Origin of the sequence: Leifsonia sp. A12D58 (genome assembly GCF_047530025.1) — a bacterium.
In the GTDB taxonomy this organism is placed as follows: Bacteria; Actinomycetota; Actinomycetes; order Actinomycetales; family Microbacteriaceae; genus Cryobacterium.
In genome coordinates, this window is sequence record NZ_JBLJAT010000001.1 from 40446 (window position 1) to 58316 (window position 17871).

General features: G+C 62.0%; 18 protein-coding genes. 16 read left to right on the forward strand and 2 right to left on the reverse strand.

Translation table 11 applies throughout. The annotated features are described in order from the left end of the window. The first annotated feature begins 61 nt into the window (after window positions 1-61). The 11 genes from secY (at window position 62) to rplQ (ending at window position 9256) form a co-directional block, all read left to right on the forward strand. Window positions 62-1384, forward strand: a complete 1323-nt coding sequence (gene secY / locus ACMT3I_RS00225; protein ID WP_414802438.1) for a preprotein translocase subunit SecY — start codon at window positions 62-64, stop codon at window positions 1382-1384. Next, the gene (locus tag ACMT3I_RS00230; RefSeq protein ID WP_414802439.1) at window positions 1381-2016 is read left to right on the forward strand and encodes an adenylate kinase; all 636 of its coding nucleotides are present in this window, start codon (window positions 1381-1383) and stop codon (window positions 2014-2016) included. Before secY ends, ACMT3I_RS00230 begins: the two co-directional genes overlap by 4 nt. A gap of 41 nt (window positions 2017-2057) precedes the next feature. Further along, window positions 2058-2888 carry a type I methionyl aminopeptidase gene (gene map / locus ACMT3I_RS00235; protein WP_414802440.1) on the forward strand — a complete coding sequence of 277 codons (831 nt, stop codon included), beginning with the start codon at window positions 2058-2060 and terminating at the stop codon, window positions 2886-2888. A 290-nt stretch (window positions 2889-3178) separates the two neighbouring features. After that, complete coding sequence (gene ptsP / locus ACMT3I_RS00240; RefSeq protein ID WP_414802441.1) at window positions 3179-4840, forward strand: phosphoenolpyruvate--protein phosphotransferase; 1662 nt, start codon at window positions 3179-3181, stop codon at window positions 4838-4840. Further along, window positions 4837-6003 (forward strand): mannitol-1-phosphate 5-dehydrogenase, encoded by a 1167-nt coding sequence (locus ACMT3I_RS00245; RefSeq protein WP_414802442.1) that lies wholly within the window; start codon window positions 4837-4839, stop codon window positions 6001-6003. Before ptsP ends, ACMT3I_RS00245 begins: the two co-directional genes overlap by 4 nt. Window positions 6004-6164: 161 nt before the next feature. Continuing rightward, window positions 6165-6386 carry a translation initiation factor IF-1 gene (gene infA / locus ACMT3I_RS00250; protein WP_022883252.1) on the forward strand — a complete coding sequence of 74 codons (222 nt, stop codon included), beginning with the start codon at window positions 6165-6167 and terminating at the stop codon, window positions 6384-6386. Window positions 6387-6452: 66 nt separating this feature from the next. Next, window positions 6453-6566 carry a 50S ribosomal protein L36 gene (gene rpmJ, locus ACMT3I_RS00255; RefSeq protein WP_022883251.1) on the forward strand — a complete coding sequence of 38 codons (114 nt, stop codon included), beginning with the start codon at window positions 6453-6455 and terminating at the stop codon, window positions 6564-6566. Window positions 6567-6728: 162 nt separating this feature from the next. Beyond that, complete coding sequence (gene rpsM / locus ACMT3I_RS00260; protein ID WP_414802443.1) at window positions 6729-7103, forward strand: 30S ribosomal protein S13; 375 nt, start codon at window positions 6729-6731, stop codon at window positions 7101-7103. A gap of 42 nt (window positions 7104-7145) precedes the next feature. Further along, window positions 7146-7544 (forward strand): 30S ribosomal protein S11, encoded by a 399-nt coding sequence (gene rpsK, locus ACMT3I_RS00265; protein WP_022883249.1) that lies wholly within the window; start codon window positions 7146-7148, stop codon window positions 7542-7544. A 163-nt stretch (window positions 7545-7707) separates the two neighbouring features. After that, window positions 7708-8697, forward strand: coding sequence for a DNA-directed RNA polymerase subunit alpha (locus ACMT3I_RS00270; protein ID WP_414802444.1), 990 nt, complete (start codon window positions 7708-7710; stop codon window positions 8695-8697). 52 nt (window positions 8698-8749) lie between these two features. Then, window positions 8750-9256, forward strand: coding sequence for a 50S ribosomal protein L17 (gene rplQ / locus ACMT3I_RS00275; RefSeq protein WP_414802445.1), 507 nt, complete (start codon window positions 8750-8752; stop codon window positions 9254-9256). Window positions 9257-9341: 85 nt separating this feature from the next. On the opposite strand, the gene ACMT3I_RS00280 is transcribed toward rplQ, so the two are convergent. Then, window positions 9342-11315, reverse strand: coding sequence for an acyltransferase family protein (locus ACMT3I_RS00280; protein ID WP_414802446.1), 1974 nt, complete (start codon window positions 11313-11315; stop codon window positions 9342-9344). Between the two features lie 203 nt (window positions 11316-11518). On the opposite strand from ACMT3I_RS00280, the gene truA reads away from it, so the two are divergent. From truA to glmM, 4 genes are all read left to right on the forward strand, one after another. After that, window positions 11519-12385 carry a tRNA pseudouridine(38-40) synthase TruA gene (gene truA / locus ACMT3I_RS00285; RefSeq protein WP_414803494.1) on the forward strand — a complete coding sequence of 289 codons (867 nt, stop codon included), beginning with the start codon at window positions 11519-11521 and terminating at the stop codon, window positions 12383-12385. Window positions 12386-12589: 204 nt separating this feature from the next. Next, window positions 12590-13036 (forward strand): 50S ribosomal protein L13, encoded by a 447-nt coding sequence (rplM, locus tag ACMT3I_RS00290; RefSeq protein WP_414802447.1) that lies wholly within the window; start codon window positions 12590-12592, stop codon window positions 13034-13036. Between the two features lie 50 nt (window positions 13037-13086). Further along, window positions 13087-13572 carry a 30S ribosomal protein S9 gene (gene rpsI, locus ACMT3I_RS00295; RefSeq protein WP_414802448.1) on the forward strand — a complete coding sequence of 162 codons (486 nt, stop codon included), beginning with the start codon at window positions 13087-13089 and terminating at the stop codon, window positions 13570-13572. A gap of 27 nt (window positions 13573-13599) precedes the next feature. Continuing rightward, window positions 13600-14961 (forward strand): phosphoglucosamine mutase, encoded by a 1362-nt coding sequence (gene glmM, locus ACMT3I_RS00300; protein WP_414802449.1) that lies wholly within the window; start codon window positions 13600-13602, stop codon window positions 14959-14961. Window positions 14962-15030: 69 nt separating this feature from the next. Here glmM and coaA read toward each other — a convergent pair whose 3' ends face one another. Beyond that, the gene (gene coaA, locus ACMT3I_RS00305) at window positions 15031-15987 is read right to left on the reverse strand and encodes a type I pantothenate kinase (protein ID WP_414802450.1); all 957 of its coding nucleotides are present in this window, start codon (window positions 15985-15987) and stop codon (window positions 15031-15033) included. A gap of 33 nt (window positions 15988-16020) precedes the next feature. Here coaA and glmS point away from each other — a divergent pair, with 33 nt between their 5' ends. Then, entirely contained in the window at window positions 16021-17868 is a 1848-nt protein-coding gene (gene glmS, locus ACMT3I_RS00310; protein ID WP_414802451.1) for a glutamine--fructose-6-phosphate transaminase (isomerizing), read from the forward strand. The last annotated feature ends 3 nt before the right edge of the window (window positions 17869-17871 follow it).

A 17871-nucleotide genomic window follows, 5' to 3' on the forward strand; every position in this document is an offset into this window, starting at 1 on the left:
CGAGTCATTCGATGGTGGATCCTCGACAAGCTCGACCAACGCAATTAACTGGAGGCCTTTGTTGTTTAGCGCCATAGCGCGGATCTTCCGCACTCCTGATCTTCGCAAGAAGATCGGTTTTAGCCTGGGCATTATTGCCCTGTTCCGCCTGGGTTCGTTCATCCCAAGTCCGTTCGTGGACTTCGGTAACGTGCAGGCTTGTCTTGCAGCGAACCAGAACGCCAGCGGCCTCTACGAGCTGGTGAACCTGTTCAGCGGTGGCGCCCTGCTCCAGCTTTCAGTCTTCGCACTGGGCATCATGCCGTACATCACGGCATCGATCATCGTCCAGTTGCTCCGTGTGGTCATCCCACACTTCGAGACCCTGTACAAAGAGGGTCAGAGCGGCCAGAGCACGCTCACGCAGTACACGCGTTACCTGACCATCGCCCTCGCGGTGTTGCAGTCGACAACGCTGATCACAGTGGCACGCAGCGGTGCGCTGTTCGGCACGTCAGCAAGCCCCGAGTGCTCGCAGCTCATCACCAATGACGCCTGGTACGCCATCATGCTCATGGTCATCACCATGACCGCTGGCACCGGTGTCATCATGTGGATGGGTGAGCTCATCACCGAGCGCGGTATCGGCAATGGCATGTCACTCCTCATCTTCACGTCCATCGCGGCACAGTTCCCGAACTCCCTCGGCGCAATCGCCGCGCAGAAGGGCTGGGACACCCTGGCGATCACCATCGCCATCGGTATCCTTGTCATCTTCGCTGTGGTGTTCGTTGAGCAGTCGCAGAGACGCATTCCGGTTCAGTACGCCAAACGGATGGTCGGCAGGCGCACGTACGGTGGCAACAACACCTACATCCCGATCAAGGTCAACATGGCCGGTGTTATCCCGGTCATCTTTGCCTCATCGTTGCTGTACCTCCCCGCACTCATTGCGCAGTTCAACCAGCCGGCCGCCGGCGAGGAAGCTGCAGGCTGGGTTGTCTGGATCACCAACTACCTCACCAAGGGCGATCACCCGCTGTACATGCTGATGTACTTCCTGCTGATCGTCGGATTCACCTACTTCTACGTTGCGATCACCTTCAACCCTGAAGAGGTCGCAGACAACATGAAGAAGTACGGCGGCTTCATCCCCGGCATCCGTGCCGGGCGTCCGACCGCCGAGTACCTCGACTACGTGTTGACCCGCATCACCCTTCCCGGTGCCCTCTACCTCGGTATCATCGCCCTGCTGCCGTTGATCGCGTTCTCGTTGATCGGGGCAGACCAGAACTTCCCGTTCGGTGGCGCCAGCATTCTGATCATCGTCGGTGTCGGTCTCGAGACGGTGAAGCAGATCGACGCGCAGCTACAACAGCGTCACTATGAAGGGTTGCTGCGATGAGCGACACCACCGAACGAAACAAAGCACGGGGAGCACGTCTCCTGATCGTCGGCCCTCCAGGGGCCGGCAAAGGAACGCAGGCAAAGTTCATCGGAGAGAAGTTCGGTATCCCCGACATCTCCACTGGAGACATCTTCCGTTACAACATCAAGAACGAGACGCCTCTCGGCCTGCAGATCAAGGCGATCGTCGACTCGGGGGACTACGTCCCCGACTCGCTCACCAACCAGATCGTTGCGGACCGTCTCGAGCGGGACGATGCCAAGCATGGTTTTCTGCTTGACGGCTACCCGCGCACGCTCGACCAGGTGACCTTCCTCAACGAGCTGCTCGCTGAACAGGGCCGGCCGCTCGAAGCCGTTGTGCGGCTCGTCGCCGACCAGGATGAGATCGTCGGTCGCCTCACCAAGCGTGCACTCGAACAAGGCCGTGTCGATGATTCGGAAGAGGCCATCAGGCACCGCCAGGAGGTCTACATCCGTGAGACCGAACCCCTCATCGACGTGTACCGCGAGCAGGGCCTGCTCATCGAGGTCGACGGTCTTGGCGAAATCGAAGAGATCGCCGGTCGAATCAGTTCAGCTCTTGCCGCACGCGGCATCGGTGAAGCCGAAGACATTTCGGTCTCCTAGGCTTCTCGGCCAATAATCAACCTGCAAGGAAAAGTACGATCATGAGTCTCCGTCGATCGATCTATAAGTCGCCGGCGCAGATGCGCCTCATGATTGCGCCCGGTCTGGCCACAGCGGCATCGCTGCAGGCCGCCCGCAGTGTGATTCGCGCGGGAGCAACTCTTCTGGAGATCGATGCTGCCGCTGAGGCTGCGATCATTGCCCTCGGCGGCAGCTCGAACTTCAAGTTGGAACCCGGCTACCGTCACACTGTCTGCGCCTCGGTCAACGAGGATGTCGTCCACGGCATCCCGACAGATCGCGTGCTTGTACCTGGCGACATCGTCTCCATCGACAGCGGTGCGATCATCGATGGCTGGAATGGTGACGCAGCATTCACGATGGTGGTCCCTGACCCGTCGCGTCCGGAACTGGTGGCTGAACGCCAGAAGCTTTCGGATGTCACTGAGGGCTCGCTCTGGGCCGGGATCGCCCGTCTCGCAACCGCTCGTCACCTCAACGAGGTCGGACACGCGATCGAGGAGTACGTCGAGGATCGCGGAACGTACGGGATTCTCACCGACTATGTCGGTCACGGCATCGGACGTTCAATGCACGAAGACCCGCCGGTGTTCAACTATCGAGTGCGCCAGAAGGGGCCAGATGTGAAGCCTGGTCTCGTGGTCGCCATTGAGCCGATGGTGGTGCTCGGCAGCATCGACACTCACACGCGTGACGACGACTGGACCGTCGCCACTGACGACGGCGCTGCCGCCGCGCACTGGGAGCACAGCGTTGCAGTGCACAAGGATGGCATCTGGGTTCTGACGGCTGAAGATGGTGGCGCTGCCGGTCTTGCACCCTTCGGAATCAAGCCCGTCCCCATCGCCTGACCTGCAGCTCCCCGTATGCCATGTCAGCATTCATCGCTAGGGTGAATCCCAGATGGACGTCCGGAACGGAATGTCGGGCTATGGCTGAATACACAGTTCGAATCAGGCCACCACACGGGTTGCACGCAGACCCGCGAGCCGCCATAGCCAGGTCTCTTCCGCATCAGGGCATCCGTCACGATCGCCCCAGCAGGCTGAATACCTGAGACTTCTGCTCACCGATCACGACGGATCACCCCAGCTCGAACCGAAACGTCCAGCTCTCACACGAATGCTAATGAGGAGCTGTGATGGAACTGCGTGGAATTGGAATTGGCCAGGGCGTCGCTGTTGGCCCTGTAGTGCGGATGTCAGATCCGCTGCCCGAACCTGCTGACCAGCCGAGCACCCGGTCGCAGCACGAAGAGATGGAGCGTACCAAACGTGCCCTGTCTGTGGTCGCTGCTGATCTGAATAGCCGTGGCGCGCGCGCCGGAGGCAGCGCCCAGGATGTGTTGGAAGCCCAGGCGATGATGGCAGAGGATCCTTCGCTGGTCGATGACATCACTGCCCGGCTGGCGAGCGGCAAGACCGGGGAACGGGCGGTGTTCGAGGCGTTTGCCACCTATCGGGAACTCCTCGTCGGCATGGGCGGTTACATGGCCGAGCGCGCCGCCGACCTCGATGACGTCTCGCAGCGCGTTGTCGCCGAGCTGTCTGGCCTGCCGGCGCCTGGCGTGCCGGACCCTGGATATCCGTTTGTCCTTGTGGCCAGGGATCTCGCCCCAGCTGATACGGCACTGCTCGACCTCGGCGCAGTCCTCGGTCTCGTCACCGTCGACGGAGGCCCGACCTCGCACACAGCGATCCTGGCCAGGGAGAAGTCAATTGTCGCCCTCGTTGGGGTGCAGGGTGCCGTTGATCTCACCGACGGGGACACCGTGATCCTGGACGCCGAGAACGGCGTCGTTGTCAGTGGTCCATCAGGTGCAGAAATTGCGGACGCCCAGGCGCGGATCGCGGCCAGAGCTGCACGAATCAACGCGCCGGCACTGCCAGGTGCGCTCTCGGACGGTACACCAGTGCCGCTGTTGGCGAATCTGGGTTCGGCAGACGGCGCTGCCCATGCGGTTGAGCTCGGTGCCGAAGGTGTGGGCCTGTTCCGCACTGAGTTCCTGTTCCTTGGCGCCGCAGCTGCGCCGAGCGTTGAAGAACAACAAGAGCAATACGTGCGAATGCTGCAACATTTCCCTGGCAAGAAGGTCGTTGTTCGCGCTCTCGATGCAGGCGCTGACAAACCGCTGGCGTTCCTGAACGATGCGGACGAAGAGAACCCGGCTTTGGGTCTTCGGGGACTGCGCGCTCTGCGCGTGACCGAGAGCATCCTGCGCGACCAGCTCACTGCCCTTGCGCGGGCCGATGCTGAAACAGATGCCGACGTCTGGGTCATGGCCCCTATGGTCTCGACGGTTGAAGAAACCAGGTATTTCGTGGGACTTGCCCATGAACTCGGGCTGAAAACCGCCGGCGTGATGGTGGAGGTACCGTCGCTGGCCCTAATGGCTGACCGGGTTCTCGTGCACGCCGACTTTGCGTCGATCGGCACCAACGACCTCACCCAGTACACACTGGCTGCCGACAGGATGCTCGGCACGGTAGCGGCATTTCAGGATCCCTGGCATCCTGCGGTACTTCGACTCGTTGGGGAGGTGGGCGCAGCAGGCGCCACCCTCGCAAAGCCCGTCGGTGTCTGCGGCGAAGCAGCCGCCGATCCACAACTGGCAGTGGTCCTCGTCGGGTTGGGCGTCACAACCCTCTCGATGTCGGCCTCGGCTCTCGCTGACGTGCGTGCGGAGCTGGCTAAATATTCTCTGGTGGAGGCTCAAGCCTTTGCCAGGATCGCACTGGATGCCGACGATGCGGCCGAGGCGAGAGCTGCGGTGCACGCTGCATCGCAGGTGAGCGCACAATGAAGGCCATCCACTTCGGCGCCGGGAACATCGGACGCGGCTTCATCGGTCTTCTGTTGCATGACGCCGGATACGAGGTCGTGTTCGCCGATGTCGACTCCGGGCTGATCGACGAGCTAGCGAGCAGGGGGCGCTATCAGGTGCATGAGGCCGGTGGAGACGCAGAGCCGCACACGGTCGACAACATCAGGGCGATCAACAGCGACACCCAGCAGCAACTCCTGATCGACGAGATCGCGACGGCCGACGTGGTGACAACCGCCGTGGGCGCGAACGCGCTCCGCTTCGTGGCACCAGCCATCGCTGCCGGTCTTGAACGACGGGATGCCTCGCTGCCGCCGCTCGCTGTCATGGCCTGCGAGAACGACACCAATGCCACCGAGCACCTGGCCAGTCACGTGCGAGCGGATGTCGACATCGACGCATGGCCGGGAGTCGCCGCCAAAGCGGCATTCGCAAACACCGCAGTTGACCGGATCGTGCCGGCTCAAACTGAAGACGCTGGGATCGACGTCACCGTCGAGGCGTTCTACGAATGGGTCATCGAGCAGACCGCGTTCGACGGACACCCGCCGATCATTCCGGGTGCAACGTTCGTCGATGACCTGCAACCGTACATCGAACGCAAGCTGTTCACGGTAGACACGGGCCACGCCACCATCGCGTACTTCGGCCACATGGCCGGCGCTTACAAGATCTCGGATGCGATCGCTCTGCCAGAGGTCGCCGAGGCGCTGCGGCGCGTACTTGCGGAGACGTCAGCCCTGCTGGTGGCCAAACACGGCCTCGACCCTGCAGAGCAGCAGGCGTATCGGGAGAAGATCATTTCGCGATTCACCAACCAGGCGCTGAGCGACAATGTCGATCGGGTCGGTCGCGAACCACTGCGCAAGCTCGGCAGGAACGAGCGGTTCATCAAGCCGGCTGCCGAGATCGCCGAGTCAGGAACCAGGCCGACCGCGCTGCTCGAAGCGATCGGGGCGCTCCTTAGATTCGACGTGGCCAGCGACGAACAGAGTGTTGAGATGCGTCGCCTCCTTGACCGGTTGTCTGCCGAGGGGTTCGTCGAAGAAGTCTGCGGGCTCGAAGATGAGCATCCACTCTTCCCTGAGGTTGTGCTTGTCGTAGCGTCCAATCAAGACAATCCATTTATCGAGCTTGAGTAGCTGAAGCTGGGAGCGCGGCGTGTGATTATAGGGGCGGATTGCGAAACAGCAAAACATCGCATACGATAGACCCTTGGTGTCTGGCATCCCTTCTTTAAGGGACGTTCGTCACCGAAATCCACGCAAGACCAGCATCCAACAACTTGAGCGACAGTGAGTAAATGGCCAAAAAAGACGGTGTCATCGAAATCGAGGGCGCAGTAGTCGAAGCTCTCCCCAACGCGATGTTTCGTGTTGAGCTGACCAACGGCCACAAAGTCCTTGCCCACATTTCGGGCAAGATGCGCCAGCACTACATCCGCATCCTTCCTGAGGACCGCGTGATCGTAGAGCTGAGCCCATACGACCTGACCCGCGGCCGGATTGTTTACCGCTACAAGTAACGGCTGCTGTAAGTAACGGCCTGCGGCATCCTGCGGGTACGAAGACAGCGAACACAAGGAATTACCATGAAGGTCAACCCCAGCGTCAAGAAGATTTGTGACAAGTGCAAGGTCATCCGCCGCAACGGCAACGTGATGGTCATCTGCGAGAACCCGCGTCACAAGCAGCGTCAGGGCTAGTCTCTTCAGCCTCGATCTCTGATCGAGGCTGATTTGAGTTCTGCTTTATATAACTGAATACAGAAATAGCAATTCCGGGATTCCTTCGGGGAGACACCATCGGTTGGAGGCCGATGCACAGGAGTTGTTACAGACCTCCACTCACTAACAGGAGAAGCCACAATGGCACGTCTAGCCGGCGTTGACATTCCTCGCGAAAAGCGCGTGGAAGTTGCACTGACTTACATCTATGGTGTTGGCCGCACGAGGGCACTCAAAACCCTCGCCGACACCGAAATCGATGGAAACATTCGCGTAAAGGATCTGACCGACGAGCAGCTCGTCGCACTCCGCGATTACATCGAAGGAACCTTCAAGGTTGAGGGTGACCTCCGCCGTGAGGTTGCCGCTGACATCCGCCGCAAGGTCGAGATCGGTAGCTACGAGGGTATTCGCCACCGCAAGGGCCTGCCCGTCCGCGGACAGCGCACCAAGACCAACGCTCGTACCCGTAAGGGCCCGAAGCGCACCGTAGCCGGCAAGAAGAAGGCGCGCTAGGCCTCGCCTAGCCCGTCTCGCCTTTAGGATTCAGGAGAAATCATGGCAGCACCAAAGTCGGCCGTACGGAAGCCGCGTAAGAAAGAAAAGAAGAACGTTGCTGTGGGCCAGGCTCACATCAAGTCAACGTTCAACAACACCATCGTCTCGATCACTGACACCACTGGTGCAGTAATCAGCTGGGCGTCCTCAGGTGGAGTCGGCTTCAAGGGTTCACGTAAGTCAACCCCGTTCGCCGCTCAGCTTGCTGCAGAGTCTGCAGCTCGCCAGGCCCAGGAGCACGGCATGAAGAAGGTTGACGTCTTCGTCAAGGGACCGGGTTCAGGTCGCGAAACCGCGATCCGTTCACTCCAGGCCGCTGGCCTCGAGGTCGGTTCGATCAACGACGTCACCCCGCAGGCGCACAACGGTTGCCGCCCGCCGAAGCGTCGCCGCGTTTAAGTCATTCCTTTCGTTGATCGGGTGGGCCCCGTAGGGGCCTGCCCGTTCAGCACGACGATCCGCACGATCTGGTCTTCGGACCGGATGGTGCGGATCTGACAACAATTTAAAACCTCGCTACAGAAGTGTCATATAGCGGACACTTGGCCGAAAGGAATCAATAGTGCTTATTGCACAGCGTCCAACGCTCACCGAAGAGAACATTTCGGAGTTCCGTTCACGGTTCGTCATCGAGCCGCTGGAACCTGGTTTCGGATACACCCTCGGTAACTCGCTTCGCCGCACGCTGCTTTCCTCGATCCCCGGCGCTGCTGTCACCAGCATCCGTATCGATGGTGTGTTGCACGAGTTCAGCACCGTTCCCGGTGTGAAGGAAGATGTCACCGAGATCATCCTGAACATCAAGGGCCTCGTCGTCTCCAGCGAGCACGATGAGCCCATCACCGCGTACCTGCGCAAGCAGGGTGCCGGCCAGGTTACGGCTGCAGACATCTCGGCTCCGGCCGGTGTCGAAATCCACAACCCTGAGCTGGTTATCGCAACCCTCAACGACAAGGCCAAGTTCGAACTTGAACTGACCATTGAGCGTGGACGTGGATACGTTTCCGCGACCCAGAACCGTGCAGAGTACGCAGAAGCCGGCCAGATTCCGGTCGACTCGATCTACTCGCCCGTACTCAAGGTGACCTACCGTGTCGAGGCAACTCGTGCCGGTGAGCGCACTGACTTCGATCGCCTCGTCGTTGACGTTGAGACCAAGTCGGCTATCTCGCCTCGCGACGCCATCGCATCCGCTGGTCGCACGCTGACCGAGCTGTTCGGTCTGGCTCGCGAGCTGAACACGGCTGCTGAAGGCATTGAGATCGGCCCGGCGCCGGTTGACGCTGTGCTGTCGAACGAACTGTCGATTCCGATTGAGGACCTCGACCTGTCCGTCCGCTCGTACAACTGCCTCAAGCGCGAGGGAATCAACAACGTCAGTGAACTGGTCGCCCTTTCGGAGACTCAGCTCATGAACATCCGCAACTTCGGTCAGAAGTCAGTGGATGAAGTCAAGGACAAGCTCGTCGAGCTGGGTCTGTCGCTGAAGGACTCTGTTCCTGGATTCGATGGCGCTCACTTCTACAGCGGTTACGACGAAGAGACCGTCTAAGGCTTGTCGCTTCCGACTGCCTTGTGATTTTTTGATACTGGAGAAAAACTAAATGCCTACACCCACAAAGGGACCCCGCCTCGGCGGTGGACCGGCGCACGAGCGCCTCATGCTTGCCAACCTGGCAGCTGCCCTGTTCACGCACAAGTCGATCAAGACGACCGAGACCAAGGCCAAGCGCCTGCGTCCGGTCGCTGAGCGACTGATCACGTTCGCGAAGCAGGGCGACCTGCACGCGCGTCGTCGTGTACTTGCCACCATTGGTGACAAGTCCGTCGTGCACGAGCTCTTCACCGAGATCGCACCGTTGGTCGCTGAGCGTGAGGGTGGCTACACCCGTATCACCAAGCTCGGTTTCCGTAAGGGCGACAACGCTTCGATGGTTCAGATCGAGCTCGTTCTCGAGCCCGTTACCCCGAAGCCCAAGAAGAACAAGGCTGCAGCTGCTGAGAAGCCCGCTGCCGCTGAGGTCGTCGAGGAAGCTCCCGAGGCTGAGGTTGCAGACGCACCCGAGGCTGAGGTTGTTGCAGAAGATGCAGCAGCTGAGGAAACCAAGTAGTTCACAGCTCTCGCTGACATAAAGGGGTCCGACTTCGGTCGGGCCCCTTTTTGCGTACCCGGAGGTGCGCGCCTAGCGCCTGTTCCTACTTCAGACCACGGATCAGGCGGTTGGGGCCTGGCTGCTGGGCCGGCGGAAGCTCGGTGAGGCGTTGCAGGGCTGAGGAGACACAATCAGCATAGATATGACCACCGGTCGGACCCGGGTGGATGTTGTCGTCTGCCAGCACGTCGGTGTGCGGGGCAATAGCGGTTGACCAGTCGGCGAGCTCGATCAGGCTGGAGCGCGCCGCGAACTCGGCCAGTGTCTGGTTCACCCCAGGGGTCCAGTTGCGCTCGGCAAACGCATTGACCACGATGAGCTGCCTGTCGGGTCCGATGATGGTGCGGACTCGTTCCAGGTCTTTGTCCTCGATCGGTCCATTGGTGCCGAGGCCGAGGACGACGACGGGGCGCAGCTGCCCGGCCTCGGCCAGGGCGGCCAGAATCTCCGGTGCAGCACCCATTCCACGCGATACCGCAGCGTCAATGGCGATGCCGGGGAACTCCTCCTGGAGTTCAGGCGCAGACGCGAGCATGACAGAGTCGCCAACTGCGCTCATCCGCTCACCGGGCGAAGGTGGGGTGGGCTCAGGCGGCGGTGTCGCTGCGTTAGGGGCTGCAGGATCGGTGCCGGGTGCCGCCGCAGCTGCCCCGGCAGCATCGGCCTGTGCCGCAGCGGCAGCTGCTTCATCCAGTGCCTGCTGACCGCGTTCGATGACTGCTTCTGAGGAGGCGACCTGTGGTGCAGAGACCAGTGCAGCCACAGTGCCTGCGCACAGCAGTACGGCGGTGACGCAGCAGGCAACCACCACTTGGCGCTGCACGCGCGATCCTCGCACGAGCGAGATGGCCTTGCGGATGCCACCCCGGAAGCCGAGCCGACGGATGGGCTGTTCCACCCAGCGATATGACGCTTCGGCGGCGGCCAGCGTGATAACAAGAGCGAGCAGCCCAATCGGAATCGCTTGTTCAATGGCGGCTACGGAGGACACGGGCCAGGCGGCCTGGAGTAGCACCAGCACTGGCCAGTGCCAGAGATAGATTCCGTACGAGCGGATGCCGATCGCCCGCAACGGCTGGACGTCGAGAAGCCGACCGAAGCGGTCGCCACTCACTCCAGCCCAGATGGCGGTTGTGGTGAGCACGCTCACCAGGACCAGGCCGCCGCGATAGGTGAACGATCCATCGGACGTCAGTGTGATGGCCAGCGCGACTAGTCCCGCCAGGGCAGCCAGACCAAGCAGCGGTCTAATGCGGCTGATACGAGACGGCGCTCCGGTGGCTGCGAGCGGGCCGCGCAGCAGCAGTGCGAGCGCCGCGCCCAGAGCCAGCCCGAAACTGTGGGTGTCAGAACCGAAATACACCCTGGTCGCATCGCTGCCCGGCGTGAACAGGATACCCATCCACGTGGCAGAGACGGCGGCAAGCAGCACCACGAGGGCAACACGGAGCGTGGGTCGGCGAATCAGGAACAGCACGGCGATCAGCAATGGCCAGACGAGGTAGAACTGCTCCTCGACGGCGAGCGACCAGAGGTTGCGGAACAGCTCAGGTTGGTCGGCACTGAAATAGCTCGCGCTCTGCGAGATCGAAACCCAGTTGTAGCTGAAGGTGAATGCGCCGAGGAGTTGTCGGCCGAGGCCAACCAGCACGTCTCCGCCGACGATTAATGCGGCGCACGCACCCACCAAGATGAGAGGAATCAGCGGCGGCACGAGCCGCCGCAGCCGCCGCTGCCAGAAGCCAGCGAGGGAGATTGACCCGGTTCGGTTCCGTTCGGCGAGTAGTAACCAGGTAATCAGGAACCCGCTGATGACGAAGAAGACATCGACGCCGATGAACCCACCCGGCAGCGTATCCGGGAAGAAATGGTAGAGCAGGACGCTCGACACGGCGAGGGCCCGCAGGCCGTCGAGTCCGGCCAGCCTGTGCGGAAGCCGGGGTCCGTTCAAGCGCGGTCGGTCGCTATCGAGAGGCGTGGCCAGGGGGCGGGGCAGAGGGGGATGGTGACGTTTCATGGCAAGAGTGGGCTGAGCCCGGCATCAACGATAACCCACCCCTGAGGACGGCGTTGCTGGACGCGCGCTGTATGGACGGATGCCCGCAACGCGCGGGATTCGGATCCATCGAATGCGGCCCATAAACTACCGGAGTGACGTTTCCAGCCCCCTCAGACCCCTCTATCGAACCAGAGGTCACAGACGTAGTCGGGCTGACTCGGATGCGCCTGGATATCGCCTACGACGGCACCCTGTTCAACGGCTGGGCCAAGCAGCCCGGTTTCCGTACCGTCGAGGGAGCCATCGAAGAGGGCCTGGCCACAATCTTCCGTAAGCATCCCCCGACTCCGACCCTGGTCGTGGCCGGCAGGACCGATGCCGGCGTGCATGCACTCGGGCAGGTCGTGCATCTCGACCTCACCGACGGGCACATTGATTCCCTCATGAGGCAGAAGCGCGGCGTGGGCAAGCACAAGCACCCACTTCAGCTTCCTGCGCTGTTCCAGAAGCGGCTGTCTGGCGCGCTGAACGGTCACTCGGACATCGTCATCAAAGACGCCACGATCGCGCCCACCGGCTTTGATGCTCGGTTCTCAGCCATGTGGCGGCGATATGAATACCGCATCGCCGATACGGGGGCTTTGCGCGATCCGCTGCAGCGAATGCGCACAACCTGGCATCCGGTGCGCCTTGACCTTGACGCCATGGATGCCGCGGCCGCCGCCCTCGTCGGACTTCACGACTTCGCCTCGTACTGCAAGGCGCGCCCCGGTGCGACGACTATTCGCTTGCTGCAGGACTTCACCTGGCGTCGCGATCCCGACGGCGTCCTCGTCGCGTCGCTTCGGGCCGATGCATTCTGTCACAGCATGGTGCGCTCGCTCGTGGGCGCAACGGTGTCGGTGGGGGAGGGCAAGCTCGACGGCAGGCGCCTCGCCGACCTTCGGATTGACAAGGCCCGCACCAGCGAGTTCAAGGTGATGCCGGCACAGGGCTTGACGCTCACCCAGGTCGGCTATCCAGAAGACGCCGAGATGGCGATCCGTGCGGTTGAGACGCGTGCCAGACGCGAACTGCCCGAGGAATAGCCGTCGGGGCCTATCGTCGTCACCCCTCATAGCGCCGAGCGGATTGCGCAGACGGGTCAAATACCAGTAACATAGACCCTTGGTGTCTGCGTGTTGCAGCGCGACACACGAACGTGAGCCCTCCATCGTTTGTGTTCTTATTCAAGAACACGCCCGGAGCGGGATTCACGAACACCTCCGTTCGACAAAGAAAGCAGCACTACAGTGACGCGTACCTATACCCCCAAGGCAAGCGAAGTCCAGCACGACTGGGTTGTCATCGACGCAACAGACATCGTTCTGGGCCGTCTTGCCAGCCACGCAGCCGTCCTCCTTCGTGGCAAGCACAAGGCGACGTTCTCCCCCCACATGGACATGGGAGACTTCGTCATCATCATCAACGCTGAGAAGATTGCCCTCACCGGCTCGAAGCTTGACCAGAAGAAGGCATACCGCCACTCCGGTTACCCGGGTGGACTGACGGCCACGACGTACTCGGAGCTGCTCGAGAAGCACCCGACCCGTGCAGTTGAGAAGGCGATTCGCGGCATGCTGCCGAAGAACTCCCTCGGCCGTGCGCAGCTGAGCAAGCTCAAGGTCTACGAAGGCCCGGAGCACCCCCACGCGGCGCAGCAGCCCAAGCCGTACACCCTCAGCCAGGTCGCTCAGTAGCGCCGGTCCCCAGACTTCTCGACTCTTAGATAAAAAGGATTCACACCATCGTGGCGAAGATCGCAGACCAGATTGACGCGGCTCCGGAGAGCTACTCGACAGAGACTCCCGCTGAAGCTGTAACCAAGGCGCCTCGCGCCGTACTCACCGTTCCCGGCGCAGCCGTCGGCCGTCGCAAGCAGGCAATCGCCCGCGTGCGCCTCGTTCCCGGTTCGGGCACCATCACGGTGAACGGCCGCGACATCGCGGACTACTTCCCGAACAAGCTGCACCAGCAGCTGATCAACGACCCGTTCAAGGTCCTCGACCTCATGGGTGGCTACGACGTCATTGCACGCATCTCCGGTGGTGGCCCCTCCGGCCAGGCTGGCGCACTGCGTCTGGGCATTGCACGCTCGCTCAACCAGATCGACGAAGAGAACAACCGCGCGACCCTGAAGAAGCACGGCTTCCTGAGCCGTGACGCTCGCGTCAAGGAGCGCAAGAAGGCTGGTCTCAAGAAGGCCCGCAAGGCTCCTCAGTTCTCCAAGCGCTAACCAGATAGTCGACTCAGGCAAACAAACGTGCCTCGACTTTTTGGTACCGACGGTGTTCGGGGCCTGGCCAACCGTGATCTCACGGCTGGCCTGGCCCTGGGCCTCGCCCAGGCAAGCGCTGTCGTCCTGACGCAGGGACGACGAGCAGAGCAGAGACGTGCAGAAGGCCGCAGGCCCGTTGCCGTCGTTGCCAGAGATCCGCGTATCTCTGGAGAATTCATTTCAGCAGCCGTTGCAGCAGGCTTGGCCAGCTCCGGTGTTGACGTGCTCGATGCGGGCGTTATTCCTACCCCCGCAGCCGCATTCCTTATTGCGGACATCGGTGCGGATTTCGGCGTGATGGTTTCCGCCTCGCACAACCCAGCTCCCGACAACGGGATCAAATTCTTTGCATTCGGTGGCACCAAGCTTCCCGACGACGTCGAGGATCGCATCGAATCGCACCTCGACGAAGACAAGCTGACCCCGACCGGCGGCGACGTCGGTCGCATCCGTCGCTTCGCTGACGCCGAAGACCGCTACATCATTCACTTGCTGTCGACGCTGCCGCACCGCCTCGACGGCATCCATGTCGTGCTCGACTGCGCGCACGGCGCGGCCTCGGGGATCTCGCCGCAGGTCTTCACGGATGCCGGTGCCAGGATCACGCTGATCGGCGCCGACCCCGACGGCATCAACATCAACGATGGAGTGGGCTCGACCCACCTCGACAACCTCGCCCGCGCAGTGCTCGCGCACGGTGCAGACGTGGGTATCGCGCACGACGGCGACGCAGACCGCTGCCTCGCTGTCGACGCGGCAGGCAACATCGTCGACGGCGACCAAATCATGGCGATTCTCGCCGTATCGATGGCCGAGCGCGGGGTGCTGAACGACCGCACCCTGGTCGCAACGGTGATGAGTAACTTAGGCCTCCGCAAGGCAATGGCCGCCAATGACATTCGAATGATCGAGACCAAGGTTGGCGATCGTTACGTGCTTGAAGAACTGAACGCCGGCGGATACTCGCTCGGCGGCGAACAGTCAGGCCACGTCATCATGACCAAGTACGCCACGACAGGCGACGGCATCCTGACCGGACTTCACCTGGTTGCCGAGATGGCCAGGACTAAGAAGTCGCTGGCCGAGCTGGCATCCGTCATGACAGTTTTCCCGCAGATCCTCGTCAACGTTCGCGGTGTTAATCACCACGCATTGAGCCAGAACGCTGTGATCGCCGAGGCCGTGCTCGCGGCCGAATCCGAGTTGGGTGACACCGGCCGCGTGCTTTTGCGCCCGTCTGGCACCGAACCGATGGTGCGCGTCATGGTCGAGGCTGCAGACCAGCCGACGGCTGATCGTCTGGCGCACGAGCTGGCGGATGTCGTCCGCGAGCAGCTCGCGCTGTAGTTAGGCTCACAGACTCCTGAGTACGAAGCCGACGTTGTCGGCTCGGTGCGCGAGGCCGCGCGGCCCGCGCTACACCTTGCGCAGCAGTACCGTCGAGACTGCGTGGTTCGAGTCCTTGCGCAGGACGAGCGTCGCCCGTGAGCGCGTCGGCCGCACGTTCTGCAACAGGTTGGGCTCGTTGATGCTTGCCCAGATTTCTCGTGCCCTGGTGCGCGCTTGCTCTTCGTCGAGCGAGGCATACCGGTGGAAGTACGAGTTGGGGTTGCTGAACGCGCCCCGCTGCAGCTTGAGGAATCGTTCCTCGTACCAACGCGCGATGTCTGAGGTGCGGGCGTCGACGTACACCGTGAAGTCGAAGAGGTCGCTCACAGACAAGCCGTGGCCTTTAGCCGGCGGCTGCAGCACATTCAGGCCTTCAACGATCAGGATGTCCGGCTGGCGCACGACGATCTGGGCGTCGGGAACGATGTCATAGCTGAGGTGCGAATAGAAGGGGGCCCGCACTTCTTCGGCGCCGCTCTTGACCGCGCTGACGAAGCGGAGCAGTGCGCGCCTGTCGTACGACTCAGGAAAGCCCTTGCGCTCCATGAGGCCACGACGCTCAAGCTCGGCATTCGGAAAGAGGAAGCCGTCTGTGGTGACCAGCTCGACGCGTGGGGTGTCTTCCCAGCGAGCGAGCAGCTCGCGCAGCAGCCTGGCAATAGTTGACTTGCCCACGGCAACTGATCCTGCGACACCGATAACGAACGGCGTGCGCTTGGCGCGCTCACCGAGAAAATCGCTTGTCGCGCGGTGCAGCTGGCTGGCCCCGGCCGCGTACAGGTTGAGCAGTCTGGACAGCGGCAGGTAGACATCCGTCACTTCGCTGAGCTCAAGCGGCTCACCGATTCCGCGCAATTGCACGATTTCGGTCTCTCGAAGGGGGAGCGGCATCGTGGGGCCCAGTGCCGCCCATGCGGCACGGTCAAGTTCCACGAAAGGGGTGCTGTGACCATTGAATCCGTGGCTCATCAGCGACTCGGGCATTTTCCCAAGTTTAGTCGGACTAAAATCGTCCCCATGTGCGGAATCGTGGGTTATGTCGGAAACAACAAGAGCGTCGAAGTCCTCATGGGGGGTCTCCGGCGCTTGGAGTACCGCGGATACGATTCCGCGGGGATCGCTGTCATCGATGATCAGGGCACGCTCAACACGGCGAAGCGGGCTGGAAAGCTCGCGATGCTGTCTGCTGAGCTCGAGCTGCACCCGATTCCGAACGGCGCGACCGGCATCGGTCACACGCGCTGGGCGACCCACGGCGGACCGACGGACCGCAACGCACACCCGCACCTGGGAGACAACGGCCGCCTGGCTTTGATCCACAACGGCATCATCGAAAACTTTGCTCCGCTCAAGGACGAGCTGCTCGCTGAGGGTTTCACCTTCGAGAGCGAGACCGACACCGAGGTCGCAGCGGTGCTCCTCGGCCGTGAGTACCAGCGCACGGGCGACCTCCGCGAGGCGTTCCGCGCGATCGTGAGCCGCCTCGATGGCGCGTTCACGCTGCTCGCCGTGCACCAGGACTCCCCGGGCGTCGTCGTCGGCGCTCGTCGCAACTCGCCTCTGGTGATCGGCCTCGGCGACGGCGAGAACTTCCTGGGTTCTGATGTCGCAGCGTTCGTCGAGTACACCCGCCGCGCTGTCGCAATCGGCCAGGACCAGATCGTCACCATCACACCGGATGCCGTCACGGTAACCGACTTCGACGGTAACCCCGTCGAGACCGAAGAATTCGACATTGCCTGGGACGCTTCAGCTTCTGACAAGGGCGGTTGGTCGAGCTTCATGGCCAAGGAAGTCGCTGAGCAGCCTGAGGCTGTCGCCAACACACTGCGCGGTCGCATCGTCGACGGCGTGGTTGTCGTGCCCGAACTCATCGAGTTCGACGAGATGCTTGCCGACATCAAGCGCATCGTGATCATCGCCTGCGGTACTGCCGCGTATGCCGGCCAGACCGCTAAGTATGCAATCGAGAAGTGGGCCCAGGTTCCGGTCGATGTCGAACTTAGCCACGAGTTCCGCTACCGCGATCCCGTACTCACCCCTGACACCCTGGTGGTCTCCATCAGTCAGTCCGGCGAGACCATGGACACACTGATGGCCGTGAAGTACGCCCGAGAGCGCGGTGCCAAGGCAATCTCGATCTGCAACACCCAGGGTGCAACGATTCCGCGCGAGTCGAACGCCGTCATCTACACCCACGCGGGTCCTGAGGTCGCTGTCGCATCGACCAAGGCGTTCGTCGCCCAGATTGCAGCTCTCTACCTGTTCGCGCTGCACCTCGCCCGCGTGCGCGGCACGCTCTCGCCCAGCGAGCTCGCTGAACAGACCGAAGAACTGCTCGCCATCCCCGAGAAGATCCAGACAACGCTCGGCCAGGCCGAATCGGTCAGCCAGCTGGCCAAATGGATGTCAGACACCAGGGCTGTGCTGTTCCTCGGACGCCACGTCGGATTCCCGATCGCACTCGAGGGCGCCTTGAAGCTCAAGGAACTCGCGTACATCCACGCAGAGGGATTCGCTGCCGGCGAGCTCAAGCACGGCCCGATCGCCCTGATCGAGCCTGGCCAGCCCGTGTTCGTCGTCGTGCCGAGTCCCCGCGGTTCTGCGCACCTGCACCCCAAGGTTGTCTCGAACATCCAGGAGATCCGCGCGAGAGGCGCTCGCATCATTGCGATCGCCGAGCAGGGCGATGCTGCGGTGCTTCCGTTTGCGGACACTGTCATCCACATCCCGCTCGCTGCACCGCTCTTCGAGCCGCTGCTGGCTGTTGTGCCGCTGCAGATCTTCGCGATGGAACTGGCAACCGCCAAGGGCCTCGACGTCGACCAGCCGCGCAACCTCGCGAAATCCGTCACGGTCGAATAGTCA

Excerpts from the sequence above, each read along its gene's own strand:
- coaA (WP_414802450.1), bottom strand. The coding sequence starts at position 15,987 with ATGCCCGAGTCGCTGATGAGCCACGGATTCAATGGTCACAGCACCCCT.
- rpsK (WP_022883249.1), top strand. The coding sequence starts at position 7,146 with ATGGCAGCACCAAAGTCGGCCGTACGGAAGCCGCGTAAGAAAGAAAAG.
- rpsM (WP_414802443.1), top strand. The coding sequence starts at position 6,729 with ATGGCACGTCTAGCCGGCGTTGACATTCCTCGCGAAAAGCGCGTGGAA.
- truA (WP_414803494.1), top strand. The coding sequence starts at position 11,519 with ATGCGCCTGGATATCGCCTACGACGGCACCCTGTTCAACGGCTGGGCC.
- ACMT3I_RS00280 (WP_414802446.1), bottom strand. The coding sequence starts at position 11,315 with ATGAAACGTCACCATCCCCCTCTGCCCCGCCCCCTGGCCACGCCTCTC.
- infA (WP_022883252.1), top strand. The coding sequence starts at position 6,165 with ATGGCCAAAAAAGACGGTGTCATCGAAATCGAGGGCGCAGTAGTCGAA.
- glmS (WP_414802451.1), top strand. The coding sequence starts at position 16,021 with ATGTGCGGAATCGTGGGTTATGTCGGAAACAACAAGAGCGTCGAAGTC.
- ptsP (WP_414802441.1), top strand. The coding sequence starts at position 3,179 with ATGGAACTGCGTGGAATTGGAATTGGCCAGGGCGTCGCTGTTGGCCCT.
- ACMT3I_RS00230 (WP_414802439.1), top strand. The coding sequence starts at position 1,381 with ATGAGCGACACCACCGAACGAAACAAAGCACGGGGAGCACGTCTCCTG.
- rpmJ (WP_022883251.1), top strand. The coding sequence starts at position 6,453 with ATGAAGGTCAACCCCAGCGTCAAGAAGATTTGTGACAAGTGCAAGGTC.
- rplQ (WP_414802445.1), top strand. The coding sequence starts at position 8,750 with ATGCCTACACCCACAAAGGGACCCCGCCTCGGCGGTGGACCGGCGCAC.
- map (WP_414802440.1), top strand. The coding sequence starts at position 2,058 with ATGAGTCTCCGTCGATCGATCTATAAGTCGCCGGCGCAGATGCGCCTC.
- ACMT3I_RS00245 (WP_414802442.1), top strand. The coding sequence starts at position 4,837 with ATGAAGGCCATCCACTTCGGCGCCGGGAACATCGGACGCGGCTTCATC.